The organism is Cryobacterium levicorallinum (assembly GCF_004402405.1).
In the GTDB taxonomy this organism is placed as follows: Bacteria; Actinomycetota; Actinomycetes; order Actinomycetales; family Microbacteriaceae; genus Cryobacterium; species Cryobacterium levicorallinum.
This window is the reverse complement of the sequence record NZ_SOFE01000003.1, coordinates 85,006-109,898: the sequence shown is the minus strand read 5'-3', so window position 1 is coordinate 109,898 and position 24,893 is coordinate 85,006. Positions and strand designations below refer to the sequence as shown.

Here is a 24,893-nt window from a genome sequence, read left to right as displayed (position 1 = left end):
GCGCTGATGGTACTGCAGGGGGGACCCTGTGGGAGAGTAAGACACCGCCGGACTTAACTTAGAAACAAACAAAAAGGCCACCCGAAAGGGTGGCCTTTTTGCGTTAACGTGCGTTACCAGGACTATTCGTCTACGCGGGTGGCCCGTTGCTTTTCGCTGATGCGGGTCTCCTGCGCTTGTCCAGCTGCGACGCGCCCAATCGGCGCGAGGATGGCGACCTTCTCGCCGATCCACTCGTCTGCGGCTGGGATGGCCAGGACCAGTGCGAGGCGGTCTTCGAAAACCAGCCACTGTGGTTCTCTAGCGGTTGGGGAAGCCGTGGGGGAGGCCGGTCAAGACCGGGGCCAGGCGGGCGAGACGCTCACGTTCGAGGAGGAGCGCGGTGTACTCGCGTTCGCGGCGCACTGCGGCGACTCCAGCGAGTAGGTCCTCGGCGGAAGTTTCAGGCAATGGCGAGACGAACGGAGTGACCTCGGCGGCCAGGGATTGAGCCAGGTGCTCGCGCGTGAGCGGAGTGAGGTGTGGTGACTGGCGCAGGTATTGGGCGACGCGGCGGGACAGGCGGTCGGGCAGCCGGGCGATGTCGACGGTCTGGGACCAGACCAGGAGTTCTGAGGGGAGTGGTCGCACGACCTCGCGGTTGCGCGGCACGCGCTCGTGCTGGCTGTAGGTGCCGGCAAGCAGGTCGCCGAGCCGCTTGGAGCGGCCATTGAGGAGGGCCACGGTTGCGGCCAGTCCGCCGACGGTCATCACAATCTCAAGCACGCCGGTGAGGGAACGGATGAAGGCGTGCCGCAGTGAGATCGCTCCGCCGTCGTCGCGCACAATGCGGGCGCCAATGGCGAGTTTGCCGAGCGAACGGCCCTGGGTGAGAGTTTCGACTAGCACGGGCACGACCAGAATAGAGAAGACCAGCGCGGCGATCACGACAGCCTGGGTGAGCGCCGGGTCGGTGCTGTCCCCGAAGGCCACAAAGAAAGCCAGCAGAATGAGCAAATACAGGGCTGCGTAGGCGATCGTGTCGATGATCGAGCCGGCAGCGCGCAGAATGACGCTGGCCGGCCGCACGTCGAGCGCAACCGCCTCGCCGGTCACGAGCTCGTCATCGCGCGCCAAATCGTCATGTTCGGCACGATCAGACGGACGCGCGGTCTCCTTCATGTCTACTATTGAACCAGATGGATCTCGACGCATACACGGCAGCGCATCGCGCCGACTGGGACCGCCTGACCGAGCTCGGGGCCAGTCGGCGTCTGACCGGTACCCAGGCGGACGAGCTGATCGAGCGTTATCAGGCTGGAGCCACCCAACTCTCCGCCATCAAGTCCACCGCCGGGTCGACCCTCGAGGGGGATCGGCTGTCGGTCGGTCTGTCGCGGGCGCGGCTGAGGTTCACCGGCGTGAGTGCCAATGTTTTGGCGCAGATCCCCCGGTTCTTCCTGGCTCAGCTTCCCGCGGCCCTGTACCGGCTGCGCTGGCTCACCCTCGCCGTTGCCGTCGTGACGTTCGCGGTCGCCGCGCTTTACGCCGTGTGGGCGTTCAACGATCCGCAGGTGCTGGCCAACCTGGGAACGGATGCCCAACTCGCGCAGATCGCGAATGAGGATTTCGTGGGATATTACTCGGCGAACCCGGCGGCATCCTTTACCGGGTTGGTCTGGACCAACAACGCCTGGATCGCCGCGCAATGCATCGCTTTTGGCATCGTCGGAGTGTACGTGCCGTTCATTATTCTGCAGAACGCGATGAACCTCGGGACCACGGCGGCCGTGATGTTCGCCTATGACAAGGGTGACGTGTTCTTTCTGTATATCGCTCCGCACGGTCTGCTCGAACTCACTGCGATTTTTGTGGCGGCGGCCGGGGGGCTACTGATCTTCTGGGCCTGGATCGCTCCCGGCGCACGCACCCGCGGGCAAGCCCTCGCCGAAGACGGGCGGGCGCTATTCACGGTGGCCATTGGTCTGGCTTTCGTGCTGCTGGTGTCCGGCATTATTGAGGGCTTCGTCACCTCGCAGCCGTGGCCGTGGCCGGTCAAGATTGGCATCGGAGCGGTCGCTCTGGGTGCCTTTCTGGCGTATATGATCGTCGTCGGTGGCCGTGCCTTCCGGGCCGGCGAGACCGGCGACCTCGGCGAATTCGAAGCCGGAAGCACCCGAATCTACAGCGCCTGAGTTAGAGCCGCCCGGCGGCCTTCAGCGCGATGTACCGGTCGGCCAGGGCCGGCGGAAGCTGCGCGGGTGAGTCGGTGACAACATCCGCTCCCAGCTGACGGATCGCGGCCGACACGCGGGCCACGTCGAGCAAGGCCCGCTCAGCTGCCGCAGCCCGGTAAATCTCGTCGCGGCCACCGCGCTCACCGGCCGCGAGAACGGTGACCGGGTCGAGAACGGATGCCACCACAACCGTGTGCCGTTTGGTCAGCTGGGGCAGCACCGAGAGCAGCCCGGTCGAGGCGCCGGCAGCGTCGATCGAGGTCAGCAGCACGATCAGGGCATGCTGGCTCGTGATTGAACGCACCTGGGCGGGAACCGCCGCCCAGTCCATTTCGATCAGTTCCGGGTCGATCAGGGCCATGGAATCGACCATCTGCGCCAGCAGCGCGGCCCCGCTGGCGCCCTGCACCCGACCGCGCACCCGCCGGTCGAAGGCGAGAAAGTCCACCCGGTCGCCAGCGACCGAGGCGAGGGCGGCGAGCAGCAGCGCGGCCTCGAACGCGGTGTCCAGCCGTGGTTCGTCGCTCACCCGGGCCGCCGAGGTGCGGCCGGTGTCGAGCACAATGACCACGCGGCGATCCCGTTCCGGCCGCCAGGTGCGCACCATCACATCGTTCCGCCGGGCGGTGGCGCGCCAGTCGATCGAGCGCACGTCGTCACCGCGCACGTATTCGCGCAGACTGTCGAATTCGGTGCCCGGCCCGCGCACCATCACGCTGGTACGCCCGTCGAGCTCCTTCAGTCGGGTGATGCGGGACGGCAGGTGTTTGCGAGCGTGAAACGGCGGTAGGACCCGGATGCGCCCGGGCGCGTTCAGGGTCACCTGACGGTTCCAGAGACCCAGCGGTCCGCGGGAGCGTACCGTCACCTGCAGGGTTCGACGTTCGCCCCGGCGAAAGGGCGTGAGCACGAGCGAGACGAGGCGCCGTTCTCCCGGCGGAATTTCGATCGGGGTGCGGTTGGTGCTGGCACCCGCCGACGGTTGCCAGGCGTCGCGCACCACGCCGACCAGGCGTCGACGGCCGGAATTGCTGAGGTAGAGCCCGCTCGTGACCGATTCGCCGAGTCGTACGCGGGCGGGCAGCATCCGTTCGACGGTCAGTGCGCGCGGCGAGGCGGCGAGAGCGAGGTCGATGCCGCCGAGCACGATCACCAGCAGCAGCCAGGCTGAAAGCAGCCCGAAAGCGACCGGCGCCGTGTTTCCGAGCAGCACGATGGGCACCACGCCGAGAGCGACGAGTGCAACGAACCGTCCGCTGATCGTCATCGTTAGATCGGAACCTGAACCTGCTGCAGCACGCCGCGCAGTATCGCATCGACCGAGACGCCCTCGAGTTCGGCCTCGGGTCGAAGCTGCACACGGTGCCGCCAGACCGGCAACACCATCGCCTGCACGTGATCGGGCGTGATCGCGTCATACCCGCTCAGCCAAGCCCACGCCTTGGCCGCCGCGAGCAACGCGGTCGTTCCGCGCGGGCTCACGCCGAGTTTGACCGAGGGGCTCACGCGCGTGGCGCGGGCCAGGTCGACGAGGTAGGCGAGCACATCCGCGCTCGAGCCGACCCGAGAAACCGCAGCCTGCGCCGCCGCGAGTTCCGCCGCACCCAGCACCGCCGTGACGCCGGCACCGGCCAGATCGCGCGGGTTGAATCCGGCCGCGTGGCGACGCAGCACCTCGATCTCCTCGGTGCGCTGCGGCACGTCGAGCACGAGTTTGAGCAGAAACCGGTCGAGCTGGGCCTCGGGTAGCGTGTACGTGCCCTCGTACTCGATCGGGTTCATGGTTGCCGCCACGATGAACGGCTCCGGCAGTTTGAGCGACTCGCCGTCGACGCTGACCTGACGTTCCTCCATCGCTTCGAGCAGTGCCGACTGGGTCTTCGGCGGCGTGCGGTTGATTTCGTCGGCGAGCATGATGTTGGTGAACACCGGCCCCTGCCGAAACTCGAACTCGCCGGCCCGTGCGTCATAGATGAGCGACCCGGTCACATCGCCCGGCATCAGGTCGGGCGTGAACTGGATGCGCTTGGTATCGAGGCTCAGCGCCTGGCTGAGCGTGCGCACGAGCAGCGTCTTGGCCACCCCCGGCACGCCCTCGAGCAGCACATGGCCGCGGGCGAGCAGGGCGATGATCAGCCCGGTCACCGCGCCGTCCTGGCCGACGACGGCCTTGCCGACCTCGGCGCGCACTCGGTTGAGCGACGCGCGCAGGGCTGCTGCCTCATCGGCGACCGGCAGTTGGGTAGGCGTGGTGGGAATCGTCATGGTTCCATTCTTTCGGCTGGATCGGTTAAAGACTGTTGTGAAACGGATGCCGCCACTCCCGCAGCGACAGCCCGGCTGGCCGCGCATTCCAGAGCCTGCAGCGCGTCCGACAACGCCAGAAGTTGGGCATCGCTGGTGGGAACAGCCTCGACGAGCAGGCTTCGAACCTCGGCCTGGGTACGCCCGGTGATCCCGGCAACGGTGAGCATGATCTCCTCCAACGCGGCGACATGCCCGAGCCCGACGGTGCTGGCGAGTCGCTGCACCGCCCCGATTCGAAGCGCATCGAGGGCGCGCAGCCGGGCATTGCCGCGGGCATAGAGCCGGGCCCGACCCTCCATGGTCTCGCTCGCTTTCACCGTGACCGGCAGATTCTCGGCCACGAGCGGCCCAAATCGCCGTCCCCGCCAGAAGGCGGCGGCCACGGCGGTGAGCCCGAACAGCAGCAGCACCGGGGTCACCCAGCCGGGCGTCAGCGCGGCGAGCGAGGGCGGCCCGGTGCGGGGCAGGTCGGCGAGCGTCGGCAGGTACCAGATCAGGGAGTCACTCTGGCCGAGCAGGCCGAGGGCCAACGCCGCGTTGCCGTAGCCGGCCACGTTCTCGTTGTTGAACACCCGCAGGTCGGCGACCAGTGTGGCTCGATCGTTGGCGACCACCGAGAATGTGTTGTCGCCGCTCGGAAAACAGCCCATCAGCGGGGAATCGGCCGGAAGGGACAGCGTGTCGCCGCCGGGAATCAGCTCTTCGGCACGGTTAGCGGCCGGTAGGGTGCAGTCGGCGACGAGCGATTCCGCGCCGGACACCCCGCCGAAACCGACGGTCGGAGCGAGCGACTGCAGGGCGAGAAAGTCCGGCGCCACGACAACGGTGCGCGCGGCCAGCCGGGTCAGCTGGGCCAGCTGGGAATCGACCAGATAGCTGCTTTCGTCGTAGAGCAGAACGGTTGAATCCGTTTCGGCCAGGCTTCGTACCTCGGCCAGGGAATCGGCCAGTGTCACGGTGACGCCCTGCTGGCGCAGCACCTCGACCAGGGCCATCGAACCGGCCGGAGCGGGGTTGTCCCCGGCCAGCGCGCGGCCGGCGACGTTGGCGCCGCCCGACACGAGCACGGCGACGATCGCGACCACGATGATGCCGGCACCGGCGATGATCCAGAATGAGGAACGGCGCAGCTGGGCGCGCAGGGTCGGAGTGGCGACATCCGTTTCACCAACGATCACGGGCGCGCTCACAGCACTCCAGCCAGCGGCGCGGGCGATGCCGCGCCGAGCTCGGCGTCCAGCTCCGTGAGGGCGCGATACTCCGCCTCCGTGCCGGCCTGCTCGAGGTAGCGCACGCGGTCGAAAATGTCAGCGGCGCTCGAGAGGGCAGCGCCGGACTGGGGGAATGCCAGCCCGGCCTGCGCTGCGAAATCGTGCGCGGTCGTGCCGGGGGTGACCGTCAGCACGGTGCGCTCCGCGAGACCGCGGGCCACGGCGCGAAAAATCTCTTCACAGGCGAGGCTCCAGTCGCCCACGCTGGCAGCTCGAGAGGCCGCCGTGCGCATCTCGGCGCTGCTGCGCTGGTCGACGGCGCCGAACAATTCGCTGCTGATCCGCCGCCGGAGAGCCAGTTTCGGAGCCCCGAACACCAGCCAGCTGGCCACGATCGCCGCGATCACGACCAGGGTCGCGAGCACCGGCAACCAGCTGGCGCCGCCACCGGACGGCAACGTCAGCGACTGCAGCCAGTCCAGAAAAGTCTGCGCGACACGATCGAACCAGGTCGGCCTGGCCGCGGTGTACTGTGCCTTGGCGAGTTCCTCGCGCAGCCAGCTGCGGGCATCCGGTGCGTCGGGATCAACCGGGACACCGACCGCGCCGATGAGCAGCACCACGGCCACGGTCATGGCGCCGGGTGCCCGGTGACCAGATAGGGGTCCGGCACGTCGAAGCCCTGCGCCGCCGACTCCACGTAGCGTGCGAGTTCCAAATCGAGGCCCTCTTTGCGCATGCGCAGGTCGAGGTAAATCAGCGCGACGGCCGCCGACTGCACGACCGCGGCCACGGCCGCAATGGGGATGGCAACGATCAAGGTGACCACGAGCGTCACGATCGACGATTCGAAGGCAAAGACACCGTTGGGGTCGACCAGCACGGTTCCGAAGCCGAGTACGAGCGAGACTGGAAGGCTGACGACCTGGCTGATGACCTGCACGATCAGGGTGACCAGCAGCAGCACGCCGAGCGTGCGCCAGAAATAGCCGCGAGTGAGCGACCATGACCGAATAACGGATGCCCGCACGCCCAAATTTTCGAGCACGATCAGGCTCGGCACCACACTGGTCTTGGTATAGAAATAGAAGCTCGCCGCAGCGAGCAGCAGCCCGCCAAAGACGCCGACCAGAACCCCGGCGACGATGCCCGCGACACCGCCGACGGCGACCAGCAGCACGACGATGCCGGCAACCACGGCGACGCCGAGCAGCAGCGCGCCGGTAATGAGGAGGGTCCACAGCGCCAGTGGCCAGAGGCGGGTCGCCGCTCGCCGCCACAGAGCGCTGAGTCGCTGCTTTTCGCCAAGGGTCGCGCGGGCCACCTCGACCACAATGATGGCCTGCAACAGTGCCGAGGCGATCACGGTCAGGGCCAGCGGAATAATGGCCGAGAGGACGCCGGTCAGCACTGAGCCGGCCGCGACGGCGTCCTGCTGGTCGAGCGGGGCGCTGTCGATCCGGTCGAACGCCCACAGCGTGACCAGGCCGACAACCAGCACGGTGACCAGCATGATGGCCGCCTGAATGATCAGGCCGCTGCCGAACGTCGCCTTGGGGTTTCGACGCAACACCTGAAAGGATGCCCCGAGCAGGGTGCCGAGACCGATCGGTCGCAGCGGGATCAACCCGGGCTTGGGCGGCGGCGCCCAGCCGTGTCCCGGACGGGGGCCCTGGTAGGAGGGTGTCGGCGTGGCAAACTCCCCGTATTGGGGCGGAACCGGGGAGTCGGGGGCTTGCCAGTGGTCGGTCACCATTCCATGCTGGCACAGGTCGCTCGAAGAAACGCCCGCGCGACCACTCTGTCAGCGGTCTCGGCTACTCTTATGCCAGACTTTGTCCTACTCATCGGGCAATCTGCCCCGCGCATCATCAGAACACACCTGACCTTGTTCTGGAAGGAGACTCATGACCTCACGCATTTTGGTTGTCGATGACGACACCGCCCTGTCCGAGATGATCGGTATCGTTTTGCAGGGCGAAGGCTTCACCCCGGGCTACTGCGCCGACGGATCACTCGCCCTCGACATTTTTCGCACCGAGAAGCCCGACCTGGTGCTGCTCGACCTCATGCTGCCCGGCCTCGACGGCATCGAAGTGTGCCGCCTGATCCGGGCCGAATCCGGCGTGCCCATCATCATGCTCACGGCCCGCTCCGACACCACCGATGTGGTCAAGGGGCTCGAATCCGGTGCCGACGACTACATGGTCAAGCCGTTCAATCCCAAGGAACTCGTCGCCCGTATTCGCACCCGCCTGCGTCCGCCAGCTGTCGACGGTGCGCTCAGCCTGCACATCGGCGACCTCGTCGTGAACGCGGTCGGCCATGAAGTCACCCGCGGCGATGCTTCGATCAACCTCACCCCGCTCGAATTCGACCTGCTGCTGGCCCTCGCCTCCAAACCGCAACAGGTGTTCACCCGGGAGATGCTGTTGGAGCAGGTCTGGGGTTACCACTACAAGGCTGACACCCGGCTGGTGAACGTGCACGTGCAACGACTGCGCGCCAAGGTCGAGCACGACCCGGACAATCCGAAAATTGTCATGACGGTGCGCGGCGTCGGCTACCGTGCCGGTGTCGTCAGCTAGCCCCACCATGAACGTCAGGCAACAGCAGAACCGGTGCGGCTCCCCATGCCGCAATTGACCTATTGGAGCAGACCGCGCAACTGGCCGCGTCTGCTGCGTTCGTCGTGGCGATCCTCCCTGCAGTTTCGTACGGTGACCATTTCGGTCGCCTTCTCCGGGCTGGCCATCCTCGTCGTCGGCGTTTATATGTCGGTCAGCATCGGCAATGACCTGTTTCAGTCCCGGCTCAGCCAGGTGCTGCTCGATTCCAACCGGGCGACGAGCGCCGCGCAGAGCCTATTTGATGCGTCGGATGCCACGGACCGGGTTCAGGTCCAGAACCTGCTCAGTTCCGCTCGAACCTCCATCTCCACGACGTCATCGAGCCGGCTGGTCGCCGTGCTTCGCGTGCCCGGCCAGGAATCGTCGACAGTTGCGCCGCAGGACTCCTCGACGTTCGGGCAGTCCACCGGGGTGATCGGCGCCGACCTGCGCACCCAGGTCCAGGGCAACAACGGTGAGCAATTCTGGCAATCGGTCACTCTGACTGGCGAGACCGCGACCGTCCCCGGCATCGTCGTGGGGTCGCAGATCACCGTTCCGGTCGCGGGCCGCTACGAGCTCTACATCGCGTACAGCCTGCAAGACGCCGAAGCGACGCTGCTCTTCGTGCAGCAGACGCTCGGCGTCGCCGGTGTCGCCCTCGTGCTGCTGATCGGGGCCGTGACCTGGATTGTCGTTCGTTTCGTCGTCACACCGCTGCGGGTCGCCGCCGAAACCAGCCAGAAACTGGCCTCCGGCGATCTCATGGTGCGCATCCCGGAGAAGGGCGAAGACGTCATCGCCACGCTCGCACGATCATTCAACGGAATGGCCGACAGCCTGCAAAGTCAGATTCGTGAACTCGCCGACCTGTCCGAGGTGCAACAACGTTTTGTCTCGGATGTCTCGCACGAACTGCGCACGCCGCTGACGACCATCCGCTTGGCCGGTGATGTGCTCTACGACCAGCGGGCGAGTTTTCCGCCGGCGACCGGGCGCACGGCCGAGCTGCTGCACACCCAGGTGGAGCGGTTTGAGCTGCTGCTGAGCGACCTGCTCGAAATCAGCCGCTACGACGCCGGCTCTGTTGAGCTGGAGAGCGAACCGACGAACCTGGTTTATCTCGCCGAGGACGCCATCGACAGCCTGCGATCCCTGGCCGAATCCAAGGGCAGCGACCTGCGGCTGGTGGCGCCGGGCGGGTACCTCAACGCCGACGTCGATCCGCGACGCATCCGTCGGGTGCTGCACAACCTCATCGGCAACGCTATCGAGCACGGTGAGGGCAAACCGGTCATGGTGTCGGTCGACAGCGACGCGAAGGCAGTCGCGCTCGCCGTGCGCGATTACGGCCTGGGTATGAGCCAGGCTGAAGTCGCGCACGTCTTCGACCGGTTCTGGCGCGCTGACCCGTCCCGTCAGCGCACGATCGGCGGCACCGGCCTGGGGCTGGCGATCTCGCGGGAAGACGCGAGCGTGCACAACGGATGGCTGCAGGTCTGGTCCCGTCCCGGCGAGGGTTCCTGCTTTCGGCTGACCCTGCCCCGCACCGCCCAGGGCCTGCTCGAATCCTCGCCCCTACCGCTGCCACCCGCCGACGCCACGGACCAGCTCGGCGAGTCCGGGCACGTTCCCGTTCTGGGCGGAGGCCCGCATGCATAACCACCATTCGCCGTGGCGCGGCTGGGTCGGCCGCGTTGTACCGGCCGGGCTCGTCGCTATCGCGCTGGCCGTCGGCCTGGGCGGCTGCACCGGCATCCCCCGCGACGGGGTGGTGCACGCCGGAACGGACCTCGTCCCCGACGCCAATCCGGCTCCGGTTTTTCTCCCGGCGCTGCCGCAGAAGGACGCATCAACGGATTCCATTCTGCGCGGGTTCATCGATGCTTCCTCGAGCCCGGAGAACAACTACGACATTGCTCGCCAATTTCTCGTTCCGCAGTTCGGTTCAGTCTGGGACCCCACCGTCGGAGTCACGGTCGACAATGGCTCCGGGCGCACACTGACGGTCGTCGACGAGGGCACAACGCTCGTGGCCATCACGCCGATCGCCGAGGTGGACGTGTCCGGCGAATACCGCGAGGTCGACGCCACCCCGGTTCCGTTGCGCTACGAATTTGCGAAGGTCGGTGATCAGTGGCGCATTAGTGCGGCCCCCAACGGCACCGTCATTGACGAAAATACCTTCAACGATGTGTTCAGCGCTCAGCCGGTGTACTTCTACGACCCAGGGTTTCGCTATCTGGTGCCGGACCTGCGCTGGTTTCCGCGCGGAGCATCCGCCCCCACCAAACTGGTCAACGCCGTGCTCGGCGGGCCGAGCGCCTGGCTGGATGGCGCGGTCGCCACGGCGTTCCCGGCCGGGTCCAAACTCACCGCTGACGCGGTACAGGTTGTGGGGCGCCAGGCCATGGTCGATCTGAACAGCGAGGCGCTCAACGCCGATCGGCAAACCCTGCAGCGCATGAAGGCGCAGCTCGTGGCCAGCCTGCCAGCTGGCCTGTCCGTTGACATCACGATCGACCAGAACTCCCAGTCCATCGACGACCTGCAGTCGGGGGCTCCCACGGTGGACCCGCGCGTCGACGCCCGCGCGCTCGTCTTGCGCGGCGGTGAATTCGGCTTTCTCGCCGCAACCGGGCAAAGCATCACCCCGCTCGACGGGCTGTCGGCGACCATCGCCCAGCTGGCCCCCACCGCGGTGACGCTCTCGTCCGGCCAGGGAACAGCTGCGGTTCTCGCCGCCGACGGAGTCTACGTCGTGCGCGCCGGCGACGACCCCGAGCTGCTCGATTCTCGCCCGGGCCTGCTCGCGCCGTCCAGCGACAACGACCGCTTCGTCTGGTCGGTGCCGTCGAACGACCCGAGCGCGCTGGTCGTCTACAGCCCAACGGGAGAAGCGACAGTGTTGCCAACACCCTGGCCGGAGGCGACGTCGATTACCGCCCTGAAAATCTCCCGCGACGGCTCCCGGCTGATCGCCCTGCTCGGCACCGGATCCGAAACCCGATTCGTGGTCGCGTCGATCATTCGTGACGGGTCGGTTCCCACCGACATCGGACCGCCGGTACTGCTGGCCGGAGGCGGAGGGGTCGGCCTCGATGCGACCTGGATCGACGAATTGACCGTCGCCTCGCTCAGTGCCCTGCCGAACGGCGAGTCCCGTATCGTCATACAACAGCTCGGTGGCGTCAGCTCCACCCTGGAGTCGCCCGCGAGCAGCCGGTTCATCGTCGGCAGCAACTCGGTGCGCGACCTGCGTGCCCTCACCGACACCGGTAGCCTCGAGGTGCAACGCGGAGCGGGCTGGCAGGCCCGCATCGACGACGTGACGCTGCTCGCCACCCAGCAGGGTCTCGGCCGCTGAGCGCGCGCTGAAGCCGGCCGACTCCTCCACCGGCGGCGTCCGGGCGCGGCTGTCCGCCACCCGCCCGCTCGCGCCCATCCGCACCGCAGCATCGGGCACACTGGCGCCATGAGCCACCGGCTGCGTGATCATCTGACCGCTGCGGCACTGGACGCCTGGGCGGCGCTGCTGCCCACTTCCTGCAGCGGCTGTGGAGCCGCTGACCGTGCCCTGTGCGCGGCCTGCCGGCTGGCGCTGCTCCCGGCCGTACACCCGGTCACCCGCGACGACGTGCGCATCTGGTCGGCGCTCACCTACGAGGGTGTGGCCCGCCACGTGATCGCTGCCTACAAAGACAATGGGCGAACGGATGCCGCCGCGGCGCTGGCCGCACCGCTGCGAGCAGCCATCGTGGCAGCGCTCGCCGCCGCACCGAGCCGGCCCGCACCGAGCCGGCCCGCACCGAGCCGGCCCGCACTCAGCCGGGTCGCGCCGGGCCCGGCCGGAATCGAGCTCGTGACCATCCCCTCCTCACGCCGGGCCTGGCGGGCCCGCGGCTACCATCCGGTCGATGCACTGCTGCATCGCGCTGGCCTCCACCCGGCCCCGTTGCTCGCCCAGCGCGGCGTGGTCAGCGACCAGGTCGGTCTGGGCCGTGCCGAGCGCGCCGCGAACAAAGACCACAGCCTCATCGCGCGACATCCACTCAGCGGAGTCGCTGTAATCCTGGTCGACGATATCGTGACCACCGGCGCCACGCTCCTCGAGGCGCGCCGTGCCGTGTTCGCTGCGGGCGGCACCGTTGTTGGCCTGGCCACATTGGCGGAGACACGGCGTCTGCTGCCGCGATAACGACCCGTCGCACAAATTGGTTAACAAATACTGTGACTTATCCCATCGCCCCGGCTACGGTGGAGTCAAAGGCGCGCAATGATCGCCCGGTTTGAGGGCGGTCCGCCAAACTGGAGGTCGTCATGGAAACTAACATCGTCGGACGCAACCTTGGGATCACTGATCGCTTCCGGGATTATGCGACGGAGAAGGCCGAGAAAATCGCCCTCCTCGCGGATAAGGCCCTCGCACTCGAAATCAAGGTCAGCCGCCACCACGAGAAGAACGGTGCAGCCGTCGGCAACGACCGGGTTGAACTCACCCTGATCGGTAAGGGTCCGCTCGTTCGGGCCGAAGCGGACGGATCCGACAAGTACGCTGCCTTCGACGTGGCGCTCGGCCGTTTACTCGAGCGTGTTCGCCGCGCCAAGGACCGCAAGAAGGTGCACCGCGGTGGAGCCCACCGCCCCACCTCGCTGCACGAGGCGTCCGCGGTCGGGTTCAGCGTCATCGACATCACGCCGGCCAACCCCGAAACGCTCGAGCGGGTGCGCACCGGCGCGATTCCCATCGTGCAAGCGGATGCCCCCGCCGTCGCGGACGAGGAAGAGTACTGCCCCGTCGTCATCCGTCGCAAGGTCTTCGCCGCTGCGCCCATGTCGGTCGACGATGCACTCTACTTCATGGAGCTGGTCGGGCACGACTTCTACCTGTTCCAGGATATCGAAACCGAGCGTCCGAGCGTGGTCTACCGCCGCAAGGGCTGGGACTATGGAGTCATCGAACTCGATAGTGCCGTCAGTGAGTTGCACGAGGCTGTGCCCGTTGCCAGCGGGCGTGCCAACTGACCAACTAGCATTGCCTTAGTTGCCGACCAGGTCGGCGCTCTGGCATCTGCCAGACGAGAGGCGCAGGCAGGCGCTGCGGGAGCAGTTCAATCGAGCTTCCGCAGCGCGTGTCTGCACCGTTTGACTAGTGGAGTACATTCGTGGCGTCAATTCTTGAAAAGGTTCTTCGTGTTGGTGAAGGCCGCGTTTTGCGCCGCCTGGAAAACTACGCGAAAGCCATCAACGCGCTGGAAGAGGACTTCCACGAGCTCACCGACGAGGAGCTCAAAAATGAGACCGTCACCCTGCGGGAACGGTACTCCAACGGCGAATCGCTCGATGACCTGCTCCCCGAGGCGTTCGCCGCCGTGCGCGAGGCGAGCACCCGCACGCTCGGGTTGCGTCACTTCGACGTACAGCTGATGGGCGGGGCAGCACTGCACCTCGGAAACATCGCCGAGATGAAGACCGGTGAGGGCAAGACCCTGGTCGCCACCACCGCCGCCTATCTCAATGCGATCAGCAGCCGCGGCGTGCACGTCATCACGGTCAACGACTACCTCGCGAGCTACCAAAGCGAGCTTATGGGCCGCGTCTTCCGCGCCCTCGGCATGACGACCGGATGCATCGTCTCCGGCCAGACGCCGGCTGCGCGTCGGGAAATGTATGCCGCCGACATCACCTACGGCACCAACAATGAATTCGGTTTCGACTACCTGCGCGACAATATGGCCTGGCAGTCCAGCGACATGGTGCAGCGCGGTCACTACTTCGCCATCGTCGACGAGGTCGACTCGATTCTCATCGACGAGGCACGCACGCCCCTGATCATCTCCGGACCCGCTTCCGGCGAAGCCAACCGCTGGTTCAACGAGTTCGCCAGCCTGGCCAAGCGCCTGGTCCCCGACGAAGATTTCGAGGTCGACGAGAAGAAGCGCACCATCGGTGTACTCGAACCCGGCATTGAAAAGGTCGAGGATTACCTCGGCATCGACAACCTGTACGAATCGGCCAACACCCCGCTGATCTCGTTCCTGAACAACGCGATCAAGGCGAACGCCCTGTTCAAGAAGGACAAGGACTACGTCGTGATGAACGGCGAGGTACTCATCGTGGATGAGCACACCGGCCGAATCCTGATGGGCCGTCGCTACAACGAGGGCATCCACCAGGCCATCGAAGCCAAGGAGGGCGTCGCGGTCAAGGCCGAGAACCAGACCCTGGCCACGGTCACCCTGCAGAACTACTTCCGCCTCTACTCCAAGATCTCCGGCATGACCGGAACAGCCGAGACCGAGGCCGCCGAGTTCATGAGCACCTACAAGCTCGGCGTGGTGGCCATCCCCACCAACAAACCGATGAAGCGCCTCGACCAGTCCGATCTGATCTACAAGAACGAAGAGTCCAAGTTTCGTCAGGTCGTCGAGGACATCGTCGAACGCCATGCGGCCGGGCAGCCAGTTCTGGTCGGCACCACGAGCGTTGAAAAGAGCGAATACCTGTCGCGTCTGCTCGCCAAGAAGGGCGTGCGGCACGAGGTGCTCAACGCCAAGAACCACGCCCGTGAGGCCGCGATCGTCGCGCAGGCCGGTCGCCTCGGTTCGGTGACCGTGGCCACCAACATGGCCGGTCGTGGTACCGACGTGATGCTCGGCGGCAACGCCGAGTTCATCGCCGTCGCCGAGATGAACGCGAAGGGCCTCAGCCCGATTGAGACCCCCGACGAGTATGAACTCGCCTGGGATGACGTCTTCACCGCGGTAAAGGCCGACGTGGCGGAAGAGGCCGACAAGGTCATCGCCGCCGGTGGCCTTTACGTGCTCGGCACCGAACGGCACGAGTCCCGTCGCATCGACAACCAGCTGCGCGGACGCAGCGGTCGCCAGGGCGACCCGGGCGAAAGCCGCTTCTACCTCTCCCTCACCGACGACCTCATGCGCCTGTTCAACGCCGGCGCCGCCGAAGCACTGATGGGGCGCCAGGGGGTGCCCGACGATATGGCTATCGAGTCTAAGGTCGTCAGCCGGGCCATTCGCAGCGCCCAGTCGCAGGTCGAGGGTCGCAACGCCGAGATTCGCAAGAACGTGCTCAAGTATGACGACGTACTCAACCGCCAGCGCGAGGCGATCTACGGCGACCGCCGGCACATCCTTGAGGGTGACGACCTGCACGAGCGCACCCAGACCTTCCTCACCAACGTCATCGACGAGGTGCTCGACGTACACGCCGGCGAAGGCAACGGCGACGACTGGGACTTCGATGCCATGTGGACCGAGCTCAAGACGCTCTACCCGGTGGGACTGACCATCGACGAGGTCGTATCAGAGGCCGGCGACAAGGGCAAGATCAACCGCGACTTCATGCGCCGCGAGATTCTCTCCGACGCCAAGCTCGCCTACACCCGCCGGGAAGAGTCCCTCGGTTCTCCGGCCATGCGCGAGCTCGAACGCCGCGTGGTGCTGTCGGTCATCGACCGACGCTGGCGCGACCACCTGTACGAGATGGATTACCTGAAGGATGGCATCGGTCTGCGCGCGATGGCTCAGCGCGACCCTTTGGTCGAGTACCAGCGTGAAGGCTTCGCCATGTTCCAGCAGATGATGGGACAGATTCGCGAAGAAACGGTCGGGTTCCTGTTCAACCTCGACGTCGAGGTGACGGCCGGAGCCGGAGCCGTCGCCGGACCGGTCGTCGCGGCCAAGGGGCTGTCCCCGGCCGATTCCCCCGAGGAGAAGCTCAGCTACACCGCCCCGAGCGATTCGGGTGGAGTCGAGGTGCGCAACCAGCGCGGTCAGATTCAGCAGGCCGCCACCGATCGAGCCAGACGCACGGCCACCGTCGCGGCGAGCGACGACGAGCCGACCGAGCCGGCCGGACCGCCCCAGCGTGGAGCCTTCGGTCAGAAAACCGAGGGTGCTGCCCCAGCGAACCGGGCGGAGCGTCGCTCGCAGGGTAAGAAAACAACGTAGCGTTTCGGGCGCTCTCGGTTTGGGCCGTGCTTTACAGCACGACCAGGACCGAGGCCCGCCACCGCCGGTCCATCCCCTCCAAACAGATCGCGACCGCATAGCTCCGGTGCCGCTCGAACACGACGACGACGGCGTCCAGGCCTCCAGCGTCGCGCTTCACCTGGGTGACGTGGCCGATGGCGAGCCGGGGGCGGTCAGCAACCTGGCCGGTGACGGCGCGCGCCCGCGCCGCGATTGACGCTCGAACGCGCAGATGGGCATAGACGTCGTCGGTCACCCAGCTCGCAAGGTGTTCAATCTGTCGGACTCCGGCGATGACCTCGAAGGCGCAGATCGCCAAGGCCCGAAGCAGCGGTTCCGGATCGGGGAGCTCCGCCAGGGTGCTGGGCTGAGGACCGAAGAACTCGTCGTCTTCGATTCGCTCCCGCCGAAGGGCCTGCGCATTCGATTCGCTGCTACCGGGTGACGGCATGATGCCTCCTGAGGTCGAGCACGAGCTGGAATAGCGGAAACCTAAGCAGCATTGTTCCGGCACTGTCGAGGGCTTAAAGAGCCTGTGGACAACGTGAGCGAGAACGCCCAGGTTCGGCTACTTTCGGTGTGTGCGCTGGGATGATTTGTTTGACGATTTGGAAGGGCAGCTCGACTACGAGCTGCAGGCCGAGGTCGCTGACCTGTGCCTGCACGAGGAACGGGAGCGTCTGGAGAAGCTCTCCCTGCGCACCCGGTTGAGCAACGTGGTGCGGTCCGCGAGCCTCGGCAGCGCCCTGCGGCTGCGCGTGGTGCTCGTGTCGGGCCAAACGCTCGCCCTGCGTCCGACCGCGCTGGGCCGGGACTGGCTTGCGGCCGACCTGCTCGATTCCGAGAGCGCTCGCGGCCAGTGCGTGGTCCCGCTCGCGGCCATCGCCGCAGTCTTGCTCGACGAGGAACAGATCAGGGCGTCGTTGGCCGTGGAATCGGCAGCGACCGGTCGGGGAATCGAACGGGTCGGACTGCCGTTCGTCCTGCGCAACCTGTGCCGTCGCCGGCGCGCCGTGGAGTTGGACACCCGGGCCGGTGTGGTGGCCGGAACCATCGACCGGGTGGCGCGGGACCACATTGATCTGGCGGTGCATCCGCTCGGAACGTTGCGCCGTGGCCCCGAAATCGCTCACTACCGCATCGTGCCGATCTGGCAGATCCATGTCATCCGGCTGAAATGACGCTGCCCTGTGGAGAACTTTTTCACCGGGCGGCACAGTGGGCCACGATAAGAGAGAATCCTTCCAAACAAGCGAGGTAGCGGATGATGTCACCCGGTTCCACACGTACGCGCCGCCGCTTCTGGGTAGACCCCCGATTCGTCATCGGCCTCGTGCTCGTCGCCGCGTCGATTGCTGGCGTGAGCGCGATCGTCGCCGGCAGCGACCGCACCACGGCGGTCTACACCGCACGCCACACGCTCACCGTCGGCGATCGCCTTACGAAGACCGACCTCGTTGAAACCCGGGTACGGCTGGGGGGAGCCGCCGACCTCTATCTGTCGCCCACGGTCGAGCCGGGCTTGCTGGTCACCCAGACCATTCTGGCCGGGGAACTCGTGGCGCGCTCCGCGGTCGGAGCAGCAGCCGGAGAGCTGACGACGAGTGTCGTCGTAGACGTTCCCGGCCGGTTGGCAGCCAGGGTCGTGTCCGGTTCGGTGGTGGACATCTGGTCGGCGCGGGCGACCGGGCCGGGCGAATACGCGCCGCCGACGATTCTCGTGGCGCAGGCTGTCGTGGTGCGGATCGTGATCCCGACCGGCATCATCGCCGCAGACAATGGTCAATCCGTGGAATTGCTCGTGCCCAAGGCGAACGTCGCCGACGTGCTCGAAGCGATCATGAACGGTGATGCCCTCGCGATCGTACCGGTCAATACCCCCGTGGTTCCCTGATGGCCCGGATCGCGCTCGTGCTGGACCGAGCGACCGAGCAGCGCATGCTGGCCGACATCATCGAGTGCGGGCACAGTGTGGTGACGCGCGTGGATACCGCCCGGGATTTTCTGGAATCGCTGTCGCACGGGCAGCCGCACGTCGTCGTGGTCAGTGGTCGGCGGGAGTCTCTGACCGGCCAGCTGATCGCCGCCTGCGATGAGCGGGGCATTCGGGTCGTCGCCATCGCCGCATCGGAACAGGAACGTCGGCACGCAGGCTCGCTCGGCCTGTACGAAACCGTGGCCCTGCCCTGTGACTGGGCGGAGATCGAAGACCTGCTCGTCTCGGGCGTGGTGGTGCCGCTGCGCGTCGGGGATCGGCACTTCACCGGCGGCGCGCTGAGTGCTGGCTCCGTCATCGCGGTGTGGGGCCCGTCCGGGGCGCCCGGGCGTACCACGCTCGCCATTAACATTGCAGCCGAAATTGCCGCGGCCGGCCACACCGTGGTGCTGGCCGACGTCGACACCTACGGCGCGTCGATCGCGCCGCGGCTCGGCATGCTCGACGAGGCTCCCGGCTTTGCCGCCGCCTGCCGCCTGGCCGGCAGCGACAGCCTGAACCGGTCAGAACTCGAGCGCATCGCCCAGCGCTACAACTCCCCGAAGGGCGCCTTCTGGGTGTTGACCGGTCTCGGCCGGCCGTCTCGCTGGCCGGAACTGTCGACCGAGCGGGTCACCCGCACGATCGATGCGCTGCGACACTGGGTGGATTACGTGGTGCTGGACACCGGATTCAATCTGGAGAGCGACGAGGAATTGAGCAGCGATCTGCTGGCACCGCGCCGCAACGCGGCCACGGTGACCGCGCTGCGGATGGCCGACCACGTCGTCGCCTGCGGACTGGCCGACCCGATCGGCATGGCGCGGTTTTTGCGGTCCTGGGTGGACCTCGCCGAGGTCACGACCGGCCATGCCGTGAGTGTTGTGATCAATCAGGTGCGGGCGAGCGCCCTGGGGCTCAATCCGCGTGGCCAGGTCCTGAGAACCCTCAAGCTGCTCGGCAACATCGACTCCGCCGTTCTGGTGCCGCATGACCAGGTCGCGCTCGATACCGCAGTACTGACCGGCCACACCCTGCGGGACGGGGCGCCGAAATCCCCGGCGCGCGTCAGCATCCGTCGATTTGTGCTCGATGAGCTGATCGTCGTTGCCGTCGGCCAAACCGAGCGGGTGCCGCGGCGAGTGCGTTGGCCTGGCCGCAAGGCCGCCCCGGCGATCTGATCTGACCAGTACTGATCGATCAGGCCTGCGCTGGTCAGTTCTGCAGCGGGATGACGTCGACGCTGCCGCCGACGCCCACGACGACGAGCACGCGTGCTCCGGTGACCCCGGCCAAGGCCAGGCCGAGGCGCTCGGCCGATGGCAGGACGTCGTCGATCGGTGCAGCGTCGATCGGTGCAGGGCCGTCGGGGGAGGCCGCACGCTGCCAGACCGTGACGGCGGCGCCGGTCAGCTCGGCGATGAGGTCGCGGGTCGCGGTCGGGTCGCCGGCCGTGACCAGAATGACCCGGTGGATGGCACGGCCGGGCAGCTCGGCCTCAGCCAGCGCAGCGCGGTCCCTCCGCCAGACCGAGAAGTGGTAGCCGGCGGCGAGGCCGGTGGCGACGAGCAGCCCCAACGGTGCTCGCACCCGGTCGAGCAGGCTCTGTCGGCTCAGGTCGTCGAGGACGAATTCGAAAATGCGGTAGCCGATCACGAGCAGGGTGATAATGGCCACGATCGCGCTGATCCCGAAGATGAGAATTAGGTAGACCCGGCGGCCCGTCACCTGGGCGGACACCGGATCGACCGGGCGCAGCGGCTTCCAGGCGGCCCACCAGACCGGGCCACCCACGATTGCGGCGCTAAGCCCGCCGAGCAGCAGGGAGCGCGTGTCCGACCCGACCACGACCGGCGCCAGGCCGGACAGCAGGGCATTGACGATGATTCCCAGCCCGGTAGCCGCAGCCACCAGACCGAAGCCGGAAACGACGAGGGTGGCGGCCAGCCGGGTCGGCAGCGCTCGCTGCCGCAGCAGACCGTGGTGGTAGGCCCAGACCAGAGCGCCGACCAGAGCGGTCGCCACGGCGGTGCCGAGCGGATCGAGAATATCGTCCAGCGGATGCTCCCGGGCAAAGGCCAGCCGGAGCAGCACGAACAGCACCGTGCCCGTTCCCACCAGCGACGCGGCAGCAGCGGCGGCGATCCCCAAGACGACGAGGGCAAGATCGGCCAGCACCCCGCGCACGAGCCGGGCGCGCTCCCGCATCCACTGCCACCACCAGATCAAGGTGCCGCCGAGAAACCAGACGCCTGCCTGCAGGGCCAGCCGCCACCAGGGATCGCCGATGACGATCGAGGACTGGAGCGCGTCGACGGCCGCATTGATCAGGGATGCGAGCGCGGTCACCGCCCCGACCGCTCCGATCAGCAAACCAAAAATCGAGCTCAGAATGGGCGCGACGCTCGTCAACTGCATGGGACTCTTGGACGGGTGTCGGGACATCCACCGGTGCCAGGCCCACACCAGCGTCCAGATCAGCGCGACCGCGAGGGTGCGCGGCTGCCAGTCGCCCCGCACCAGTGCCGCCAGGGTCCCGAGCAGGGCAGAAGCCGCGGTCACGATCGCGACCGTCTGCAGGCCGGCCAGGTAGAGCCCCCAAGAGATCGACGCCCGCTCCGCGCTCGCCATCCGCCGCCACAGCACCCACCAGAGCAGCGCGGCGAACGGGCCGGCGATCAGGGTGAAGGCGAGGGACCGCGCGAGTCCGGTCACATCGATACCGGCCAGGTTGGTGCCGGTATCGAGGGCGCGCCCCAGGAGGCCGCTCAGGCCGATCGCGGCGATGACCACGAGCGCGAACAACAAGATGTACACGACCACTCGGCGTGCCGTCGGGGTTGATGTGCTACCGGGCTGTCTAGGAGATCGGCGCACAGCGATGACGATGCCGGTCATGCCCACGCCCAGCACGGCGACGAGGACGAGGAGGACCACGATGGACATTACTTCGTTACCATCGGGTTCGGGCAGATGGAGAGCTCCCAGGGAGCTGTCTCGATCAGCCAGGCACCGTCCGCCCTGACCAGGTCGAAATTGCTCTCGAACTCATACTCGGAGGCGCCGAACGGGCCGTCGTCGTAGGACGTGACCAGGGACACGACGACATCGGCTGATTTGGGGCGAACCGTCGTTGACACCAGTACGACGCGAAGGCTGTTGGTTGGACCGTGTTCGACGGGCCCACAGCCCACCAGGGCCTCTGCGGTGAGCAGCTTTTCGGCCGCATCTTCGTCACCGGCGATGACGGCCGCAGAATAGGCCTGCACCACGCCTTCCGGGGTGTTTGGGTCGAGCAGTTCCGGTGCGCCGCGGGTGAAGACCACCACGAGGGCGACGAGCACCAGGGCGACGATAGTGCCGAGGATGACGATCAAGGTGCGATCTTTAGTGCCCGCCAGTGTGTGCATGTTCTCATCATGGACCCAATGGTGTGGCATCACCACAGCGGGTGCCGGGGGGAGCGCGCGGGGATCTAGGCTAGTGAGCGTGTCGACTCTCAGTGATCTCGTTCTTGCCCAGGGCCGCAGCAGCGCGGAAGACGTGGACTGGCTGCACATGCTCGTTGCCGACGGCCAGCTGCTGGCCGACCTCGCTTTCGCCGATATTGTCGTATGGGTTCCGGCGCAGTCTGGCGGCTTCGTCGCCGTCGCGCATGCCCGGCCGTCGAGTGCCGCCACGCTGTTCTATCGCGACTTCGTCGGGCAGCAGATCAAGGTCGAGTGGCGCAATCAGGTTACCGAGGCGTTCGAGACCGCCAGGATCGTCGACGCCACCGCTCCCGACTGGTATGAGGAGACGCCGACCCGGGTGCGGGCTATCCCGGTGCTGCGCCGGCTGAGCACGACCGGTGCTGCGGTAACGGATGCCCCGGTGGCGGTGCTGACCTGCCACAGCAACCTGAGCGAGGCACGCACGCCGGGACGCCAGGAGCTGACCTTCAACGATTGCGCCAACGATCTGTTCGCCATGATCGCGTCCGGGGACTTTCCCGACCTCGGCGCTCCGACCGGTCCGCGCCGCGGCGCGCCACGCGCCTCCGACGGGCTGCTCCGGCTCGATGTCGACGGACTGACCACTTTTGCCAGCCCCAACGCGCTCTCGGCGTTCAACCGCATGGGTTTCATCGAGGAACTCGAGGGGGAATCGCTCGCCGAGGTGACGACCGGCCTGCTTACCGGCACCGCCGTCGTGGACGAGTCGCTGCCCCTGGTGGTCACCGGGCGGGCACCGTGGCGCACCGACATTGAAGCGCGCGGCGTGACGGTGTCGCTCCGGGCGATTCCCATTCGCAACCGCGGCGAACGCGTCGGCGCGATCGTGTTGTCGCGGGACGTTACCGAACTGCGGCACCAGGAACGTGAGCTGATCACCAAGGATGCCACCATCCGGGAGATTCACCACCGGGTCAAGAACAACCTGCAGACCGTTGCCTCGCTGCTGCGGATCCAGGCTCGGCGTACCCAGTCCGACCGGGCGCGCGAGGCGCTGACCCAGGCGATGCGGCGGGTCGCTGCGATTGCCGTCGTGCACGACACCCTGTCCGAGGGACTCAGCCAGATCGTCGACTTCGACGCCGTTTTCGAGCGGGTGCTGCTGCTCACGGTGGAGGTCGCATCCGCTCACAATACGACCGTGCATCCCAAGTCGTCGGGTAGCTTCGGCACCCTGCCCAGCGCCTATGCGACGCCGCTCGCGCTGGTTTTGACCGAACTGGTCACCAATGCTGTGGAGCACGGCCTCGCCGGGCGCGAGGGCGAGGTGTCGATCGAGGCGCAGCGCAGCGAGGAGACGCTGACCGTCATGGTGCGAGACACCGGTGCCGGATTACCGGAAGGCAAGGTCGGTTCGGGGCTCGGCACTCAGATCGTGCGCACGCTCATTCAGGGCGAGCTCGGCGGCACCATCGACTGGCACACCATGATGGGCAGCGGCACCGAGGTCACGATCGAGATCCCCCTCCGCTTCATGCAGGAGTCCTAGCCCTTTCGGGACGGGGCCTGGGCCCCGTCCCCGGGCCCAGGTTAGAAACTGGGACCAGGGACATACGGTGGGCCCGGGGAGCGGATGCCGATTCCGCGCGGTCGCGCGGCCCGGCTGCGCGCAGAGCACAAAAAAACGAGCCCGCGGCCTCCGGGAATACCGGACGGCCGTAGGCTCGCGTTCTGTAGCGGTGCCGGCTTTGCTAGGAAGCGCGACGGGCGCGTGCGGCGCGACGCTTGAGCGCACGCCGCTCGTCCTCGCTCAGGCCGCCCCAGACCCCAGAGTCCTGACCGGTCTCGAGTGCGTACTGGAGGCAGACCTCCGTGACGTTGCAGCGAGCGCACACCGATTTTGCCTTCTCGATCTGGTCCACAGCGGGTCCAGTGTTACCGACCGGGAAGAAAAGTTCCGGGTCAGCGGTGAGGCAGGCAGCTTTATCGCGCCAGTCCATAGGGATGCTCCTTTTATTACATGGGTGCACGGCCGATTGGCCAGAGTTGCAGGGTGATGGCCGGTTGCAGGAAAGTGGGATCTGCGCGATAACCGCGTTGAAACAGCTCACGTCCCTGTGAGCGTCAACCGGGCCTCAAATATCGTCCCATAATAGAGGTATCAAATCAATAGTTTTGTATGGCTTTTCGCTGTGAACAGCGACTCTGGTGCGCGGCGCCCAGCTCGGATCGACCTCCGGGCGCTTCGTCGTGCCCCCCTTCTGGGTGTGCTTGTAGGGCTCGTAGCTCTGGAGGCGCTCGCACTGTGGGCGCTCACGGCCTGGTGGGTGCTCGAACTGCTCATCGATACACCGACCTCGATGGGTGGCGCGCTTGCCCTGCTGGCACTGACGGCCGTCGCGGCCGTGTGGGTGAGCGCAATCACGGTCGGCGCCCTGCGCGGGCGTCCGTGGATTCGCGGAGCCGCAGTCACCTGGCAGCTCGTACAGATCATGATCGCCGTCGGTTGCTTCCAGGGCATCTACGCCCGCCCCGACGTCGGCTGGGCGCTGCTCGCCCCCTCGATCGTGGTGCTCGTGCTGGTCTTCACTCCGAAGGTCGTCGCCGCGACCAGTCACGAACCGAAGCCGGACGCCGACTGACCACGGCCGCATGACCGCTAGACGGTCAGGCGTCGATGCCGAGCTTCTTGCGCAGGCTGGCGACGTGGCCGGTGGCCTTGACGTTGTACAGGGCGTGGGTGATGACGCCGGCTTCGTCCAGCACGAACGTCGACCGCAGCACGCCGGTCACGATCTTGCCGTAGAGGTTCTTCTCGCCCCAGGCGCCGTAGGCGCGGTGCACGTCGAGTGCGCTGTCGCTCAGCAGCGGAAAGTTAACCGCATCATGCTGCTGGAACGTCTTGAGCTTGGCCGGGGCATCCTTCGACAGGCCGAGCACCTGGTAGCCCGCGGACTTGAGCGACCCGAGGTTGTCGCGAAAGTCACAGGCCTGGGTCGTGCAGCCGGGGGTCATCGCCGCCGGGTAGAAATACACGACCACCTTGCTGCCCGCGAAACGGCTAAGCGAAACGGATGCCCCATCCTGGTCGGTCAGGGTGAACTGGGGGGCCGTATCGCCGACTGCAAGGCGCGCTGAATCCGTCAT

General features: G+C 66.8%; 23 protein-coding genes. 12 read left to right on the top strand and 11 right to left on the bottom strand.

All coding sequences use genetic code 11. The annotated features are described in order from the left end of the window. Positions 1 to 300 precede the first annotated feature (300 nt). Positions 301 to 1,161, bottom strand: coding sequence for an RDD family protein (locus E3O11_RS02200; RefSeq protein ID WP_092451371.1), 861 nt, complete (start codon positions 1,159 to 1,161; stop codon positions 301 to 303). Positions 1,162 to 1,178: 17 nt separating this feature from the next. On the opposite strand from E3O11_RS02200, the gene E3O11_RS02195 reads away from it, so the two are divergent. Next, positions 1,179 to 2,174: a stage II sporulation protein M gene (locus tag E3O11_RS02195; RefSeq protein ID WP_092451369.1), complete on the top strand. Its 996-nt coding sequence runs from the start codon at positions 1,179 to 1,181 to the stop codon at positions 2,172 to 2,174. Position 2,175: 1 nt separating this feature from the next. On the opposite strand, the gene E3O11_RS02190 is transcribed toward E3O11_RS02195, so the two are convergent. The 5 genes from E3O11_RS02190 to E3O11_RS17445 are packed head-to-tail and all read right to left on the bottom strand — an operon-like array spanning position 2,176 to position 7,487. Beyond that, entirely contained in the window at positions 2,176 to 3,483 is a 1,308-nt protein-coding gene (locus tag E3O11_RS02190) for a DUF58 domain-containing protein (protein WP_092451367.1), read from the bottom strand. Between the two features lie 2 nt (positions 3,484 to 3,485). Beyond that, positions 3,486 to 4,481, bottom strand: coding sequence for an AAA family ATPase (locus tag E3O11_RS02185; RefSeq protein WP_092451365.1), 996 nt, complete (start codon positions 4,479 to 4,481; stop codon positions 3,486 to 3,488). Continuing rightward, on the bottom strand, positions 4,478 to 5,713 hold the full coding sequence (locus E3O11_RS02180; protein WP_092451363.1) for a DUF4350 domain-containing protein: 1,236 nt from the start codon (positions 5,711 to 5,713) through the stop codon (positions 4,478 to 4,480). The genes E3O11_RS02185 and E3O11_RS02180 overlap by 4 nt, the downstream gene beginning before the upstream one ends. Then, the gene (locus tag E3O11_RS17450) at positions 5,710 to 6,369 is read right to left on the bottom strand and encodes a DUF4129 domain-containing protein (protein WP_166787457.1); all 660 of its coding nucleotides are present in this window, start codon (positions 6,367 to 6,369) and stop codon (positions 5,710 to 5,712) included. The genes E3O11_RS02180 and E3O11_RS17450 overlap by 4 nt, the downstream gene beginning before the upstream one ends. After that, positions 6,366 to 7,487: a hypothetical protein gene (locus E3O11_RS17445; RefSeq protein ID WP_134479458.1), complete on the bottom strand. Its 1,122-nt coding sequence runs from the start codon at positions 7,485 to 7,487 to the stop codon at positions 6,366 to 6,368. Before E3O11_RS17445 ends, E3O11_RS17450 begins: the two co-directional genes overlap by 4 nt. Positions 7,488 to 7,641: 154 nt before the next feature. On the opposite strand from E3O11_RS17445, the gene mtrA reads away from it, so the two are divergent. The 6 genes from mtrA to secA all read left to right on the top strand — a co-directional run bounded on the left by mtrA (position 7,642) and on the right by secA (position 16,316). After that, entirely contained in the window at positions 7,642 to 8,322 is a 681-nt protein-coding gene (gene mtrA, locus E3O11_RS02170; protein ID WP_092451361.1) for an MtrAB system response regulator MtrA, read from the top strand. A 45-nt stretch (positions 8,323 to 8,367) separates the two neighbouring features. Further along, complete coding sequence (gene mtrB, locus E3O11_RS02165) at positions 8,368 to 10,005, top strand: MtrAB system histidine kinase MtrB (protein ID WP_092451359.1); 1,638 nt, start codon at positions 8,368 to 8,370, stop codon at positions 10,003 to 10,005. After that, positions 9,998 to 11,710: an LpqB family beta-propeller domain-containing protein gene (locus E3O11_RS02160; RefSeq protein WP_092451357.1), complete on the top strand. Its 1,713-nt coding sequence runs from the start codon at positions 9,998 to 10,000 to the stop codon at positions 11,708 to 11,710. Before mtrB ends, E3O11_RS02160 begins: the two co-directional genes overlap by 8 nt. 108 nt (positions 11,711 to 11,818) lie before the next feature. Next, positions 11,819 to 12,541: a ComF family protein gene (locus E3O11_RS02155; RefSeq protein ID WP_092451355.1), complete on the top strand. Its 723-nt coding sequence runs from the start codon at positions 11,819 to 11,821 to the stop codon at positions 12,539 to 12,541. Between the two features lie 122 nt (positions 12,542 to 12,663). Then, a complete protein-coding gene (gene hpf, locus E3O11_RS02150) occupies positions 12,664 to 13,368 on the top strand; it encodes a ribosome hibernation-promoting factor, HPF/YfiA family (RefSeq protein ID WP_092451353.1) in 705 nt (234 codons plus the stop codon). Between the two features lie 140 nt (positions 13,369 to 13,508). Then, positions 13,509 to 16,316, top strand: coding sequence for a preprotein translocase subunit SecA (gene secA / locus E3O11_RS02145; RefSeq protein WP_092451351.1), 2,808 nt, complete (start codon positions 13,509 to 13,511; stop codon positions 16,314 to 16,316). 31 nt (positions 16,317 to 16,347) lie between these two features. Here the strand turns inward: secA and E3O11_RS02140 are convergent, their stop codons facing one another. Then, complete coding sequence (locus E3O11_RS02140) at positions 16,348 to 16,788, bottom strand: Rv3235 family protein (RefSeq protein WP_092451349.1); 441 nt, start codon at positions 16,786 to 16,788, stop codon at positions 16,348 to 16,350. Positions 16,789 to 16,918: 130 nt separating this feature from the next. On the opposite strand from E3O11_RS02140, the gene E3O11_RS02135 reads away from it, so the two are divergent. From E3O11_RS02135 to E3O11_RS02125, 3 genes are all read left to right on the top strand, one after another. Continuing rightward, a complete protein-coding gene (locus tag E3O11_RS02135; protein ID WP_092451347.1) occupies positions 16,919 to 17,518 on the top strand; it encodes a hypothetical protein in 600 nt (199 codons plus the stop codon). 83 nt (positions 17,519 to 17,601) lie between these two features. Then, positions 17,602 to 18,231, top strand: a complete 630-nt coding sequence (locus tag E3O11_RS02130) for a hypothetical protein (RefSeq protein ID WP_092451345.1) — start codon at positions 17,602 to 17,604, stop codon at positions 18,229 to 18,231. Further along, positions 18,231 to 19,493, top strand: a complete 1,263-nt coding sequence (locus E3O11_RS02125; protein ID WP_092451344.1) for a CpaE/TadZ family protein — start codon at positions 18,231 to 18,233, stop codon at positions 19,491 to 19,493. The genes E3O11_RS02130 and E3O11_RS02125 overlap by 1 nt, the downstream gene beginning before the upstream one ends. Before the next feature lie 34 nt (positions 19,494 to 19,527). Here the strand turns inward: E3O11_RS02125 and E3O11_RS02120 are convergent, their stop codons facing one another. Both E3O11_RS02120 and E3O11_RS02115 read right to left on the bottom strand, forming a co-directional pair. Next, positions 19,528 to 21,258 carry a DUF5671 domain-containing protein gene (locus tag E3O11_RS02120; RefSeq protein WP_241991223.1) on the bottom strand — a complete coding sequence of 577 codons (1,731 nt, stop codon included), beginning with the start codon at positions 21,256 to 21,258 and terminating at the stop codon, positions 19,528 to 19,530. Next, positions 21,258 to 21,722, bottom strand: coding sequence for an LpqB family beta-propeller domain-containing protein (locus E3O11_RS02115; RefSeq protein WP_092451342.1), 465 nt, complete (start codon positions 21,720 to 21,722; stop codon positions 21,258 to 21,260). The genes E3O11_RS02120 and E3O11_RS02115 overlap by 1 nt, the downstream gene beginning before the upstream one ends. A 79-nt stretch (positions 21,723 to 21,801) precedes the next feature. Here E3O11_RS02115 and E3O11_RS02110 point away from each other — a divergent pair, with 79 nt between their 5' ends. Continuing rightward, a complete protein-coding gene (locus tag E3O11_RS02110; protein ID WP_092451340.1) occupies positions 21,802 to 23,295 on the top strand; it encodes a sensor histidine kinase in 1,494 nt (497 codons plus the stop codon). Positions 23,296 to 23,497: 202 nt separating this feature from the next. Here the strand turns inward: E3O11_RS02110 and E3O11_RS02105 are convergent, their stop codons facing one another. Further along, positions 23,498 to 23,746 (bottom strand): WhiB family transcriptional regulator, encoded by a 249-nt coding sequence (locus tag E3O11_RS02105; protein WP_035837005.1) that lies wholly within the window; start codon positions 23,744 to 23,746, stop codon positions 23,498 to 23,500. Between the two features lie 267 nt (positions 23,747 to 24,013). On the opposite strand from E3O11_RS02105, the gene E3O11_RS02100 reads away from it, so the two are divergent. Next, positions 24,014 to 24,388 (top strand): hypothetical protein, encoded by a 375-nt coding sequence (locus tag E3O11_RS02100; protein ID WP_233195373.1) that lies wholly within the window; start codon positions 24,014 to 24,016, stop codon positions 24,386 to 24,388. 25 nt (positions 24,389 to 24,413) lie between these two features. Here E3O11_RS02100 and bcp read toward each other — a convergent pair whose 3' ends face one another. Further along, the gene (bcp, locus tag E3O11_RS02095; protein ID WP_092451338.1) at positions 24,414 to 24,893 is read right to left on the bottom strand and encodes a thioredoxin-dependent thiol peroxidase; all 480 of its coding nucleotides are present in this window, start codon (positions 24,891 to 24,893) and stop codon (positions 24,414 to 24,416) included.

Coding starts and splice junctions, on each gene's coding strand:
- E3O11_RS02200 (WP_092451371.1), bottom strand. CDS start 1,161: ATGAAGGAGACCGCGCGTCCGTCTGATCGTGCCGAACATGACGATTTG.
- E3O11_RS02195 (WP_092451369.1), top strand. CDS start 1,179: ATGGATCTCGACGCATACACGGCAGCGCATCGCGCCGACTGGGACCGC.
- E3O11_RS02190 (WP_092451367.1), bottom strand. CDS start 3,483: ATGACGATCAGCGGACGGTTCGTTGCACTCGTCGCTCTCGGCGTGGTG.
- E3O11_RS02185 (WP_092451365.1), bottom strand. CDS start 4,481: ATGACGATTCCCACCACGCCTACCCAACTGCCGGTCGCCGATGAGGCA.
- E3O11_RS17450 (WP_166787457.1), bottom strand. CDS start 6,369: ATGACCGTGGCCGTGGTGCTGCTCATCGGCGCGGTCGGTGTCCCGGTT.
- mtrA (WP_092451361.1), top strand. CDS start 7,642: ATGACCTCACGCATTTTGGTTGTCGATGACGACACCGCCCTGTCCGAG.
- mtrB (WP_092451359.1), top strand. CDS start 8,368: ATGCCGCAATTGACCTATTGGAGCAGACCGCGCAACTGGCCGCGTCTG.
- E3O11_RS02160 (WP_092451357.1), top strand. CDS start 9,998: ATGCATAACCACCATTCGCCGTGGCGCGGCTGGGTCGGCCGCGTTGTA.
- E3O11_RS02155 (WP_092451355.1), top strand. CDS start 11,819: ATGAGCCACCGGCTGCGTGATCATCTGACCGCTGCGGCACTGGACGCC.
- hpf (WP_092451353.1), top strand. CDS start 12,664: ATGGAAACTAACATCGTCGGACGCAACCTTGGGATCACTGATCGCTTC.
- E3O11_RS02140 (WP_092451349.1), bottom strand. CDS start 16,788: ATGCCGTCACCCGGTAGCAGCGAATCGAATGCGCAGGCCCTTCGGCGG.
- E3O11_RS02130 (WP_092451345.1), top strand. CDS start 17,602: ATGATGTCACCCGGTTCCACACGTACGCGCCGCCGCTTCTGGGTAGAC.
- E3O11_RS02125 (WP_092451344.1), top strand. CDS start 18,231: ATGGCCCGGATCGCGCTCGTGCTGGACCGAGCGACCGAGCAGCGCATG.
- E3O11_RS02120 (WP_241991223.1), bottom strand. CDS start 21,258: ATGTCCATCGTGGTCCTCCTCGTCCTCGTCGCCGTGCTGGGCGTGGGC.
- E3O11_RS02115 (WP_092451342.1), bottom strand. CDS start 21,722: ATGCACACACTGGCGGGCACTAAAGATCGCACCTTGATCGTCATCCTC.
- E3O11_RS02105 (WP_035837005.1), bottom strand. CDS start 23,746: ATGGACTGGCGCGATAAAGCTGCCTGCCTCACCGCTGACCCGGAACTT.
- bcp (WP_092451338.1), bottom strand. CDS start 24,893: ATGACGGATTCAGCGCGCCTTGCAGTCGGCGATACGGCCCCCCAGTTC.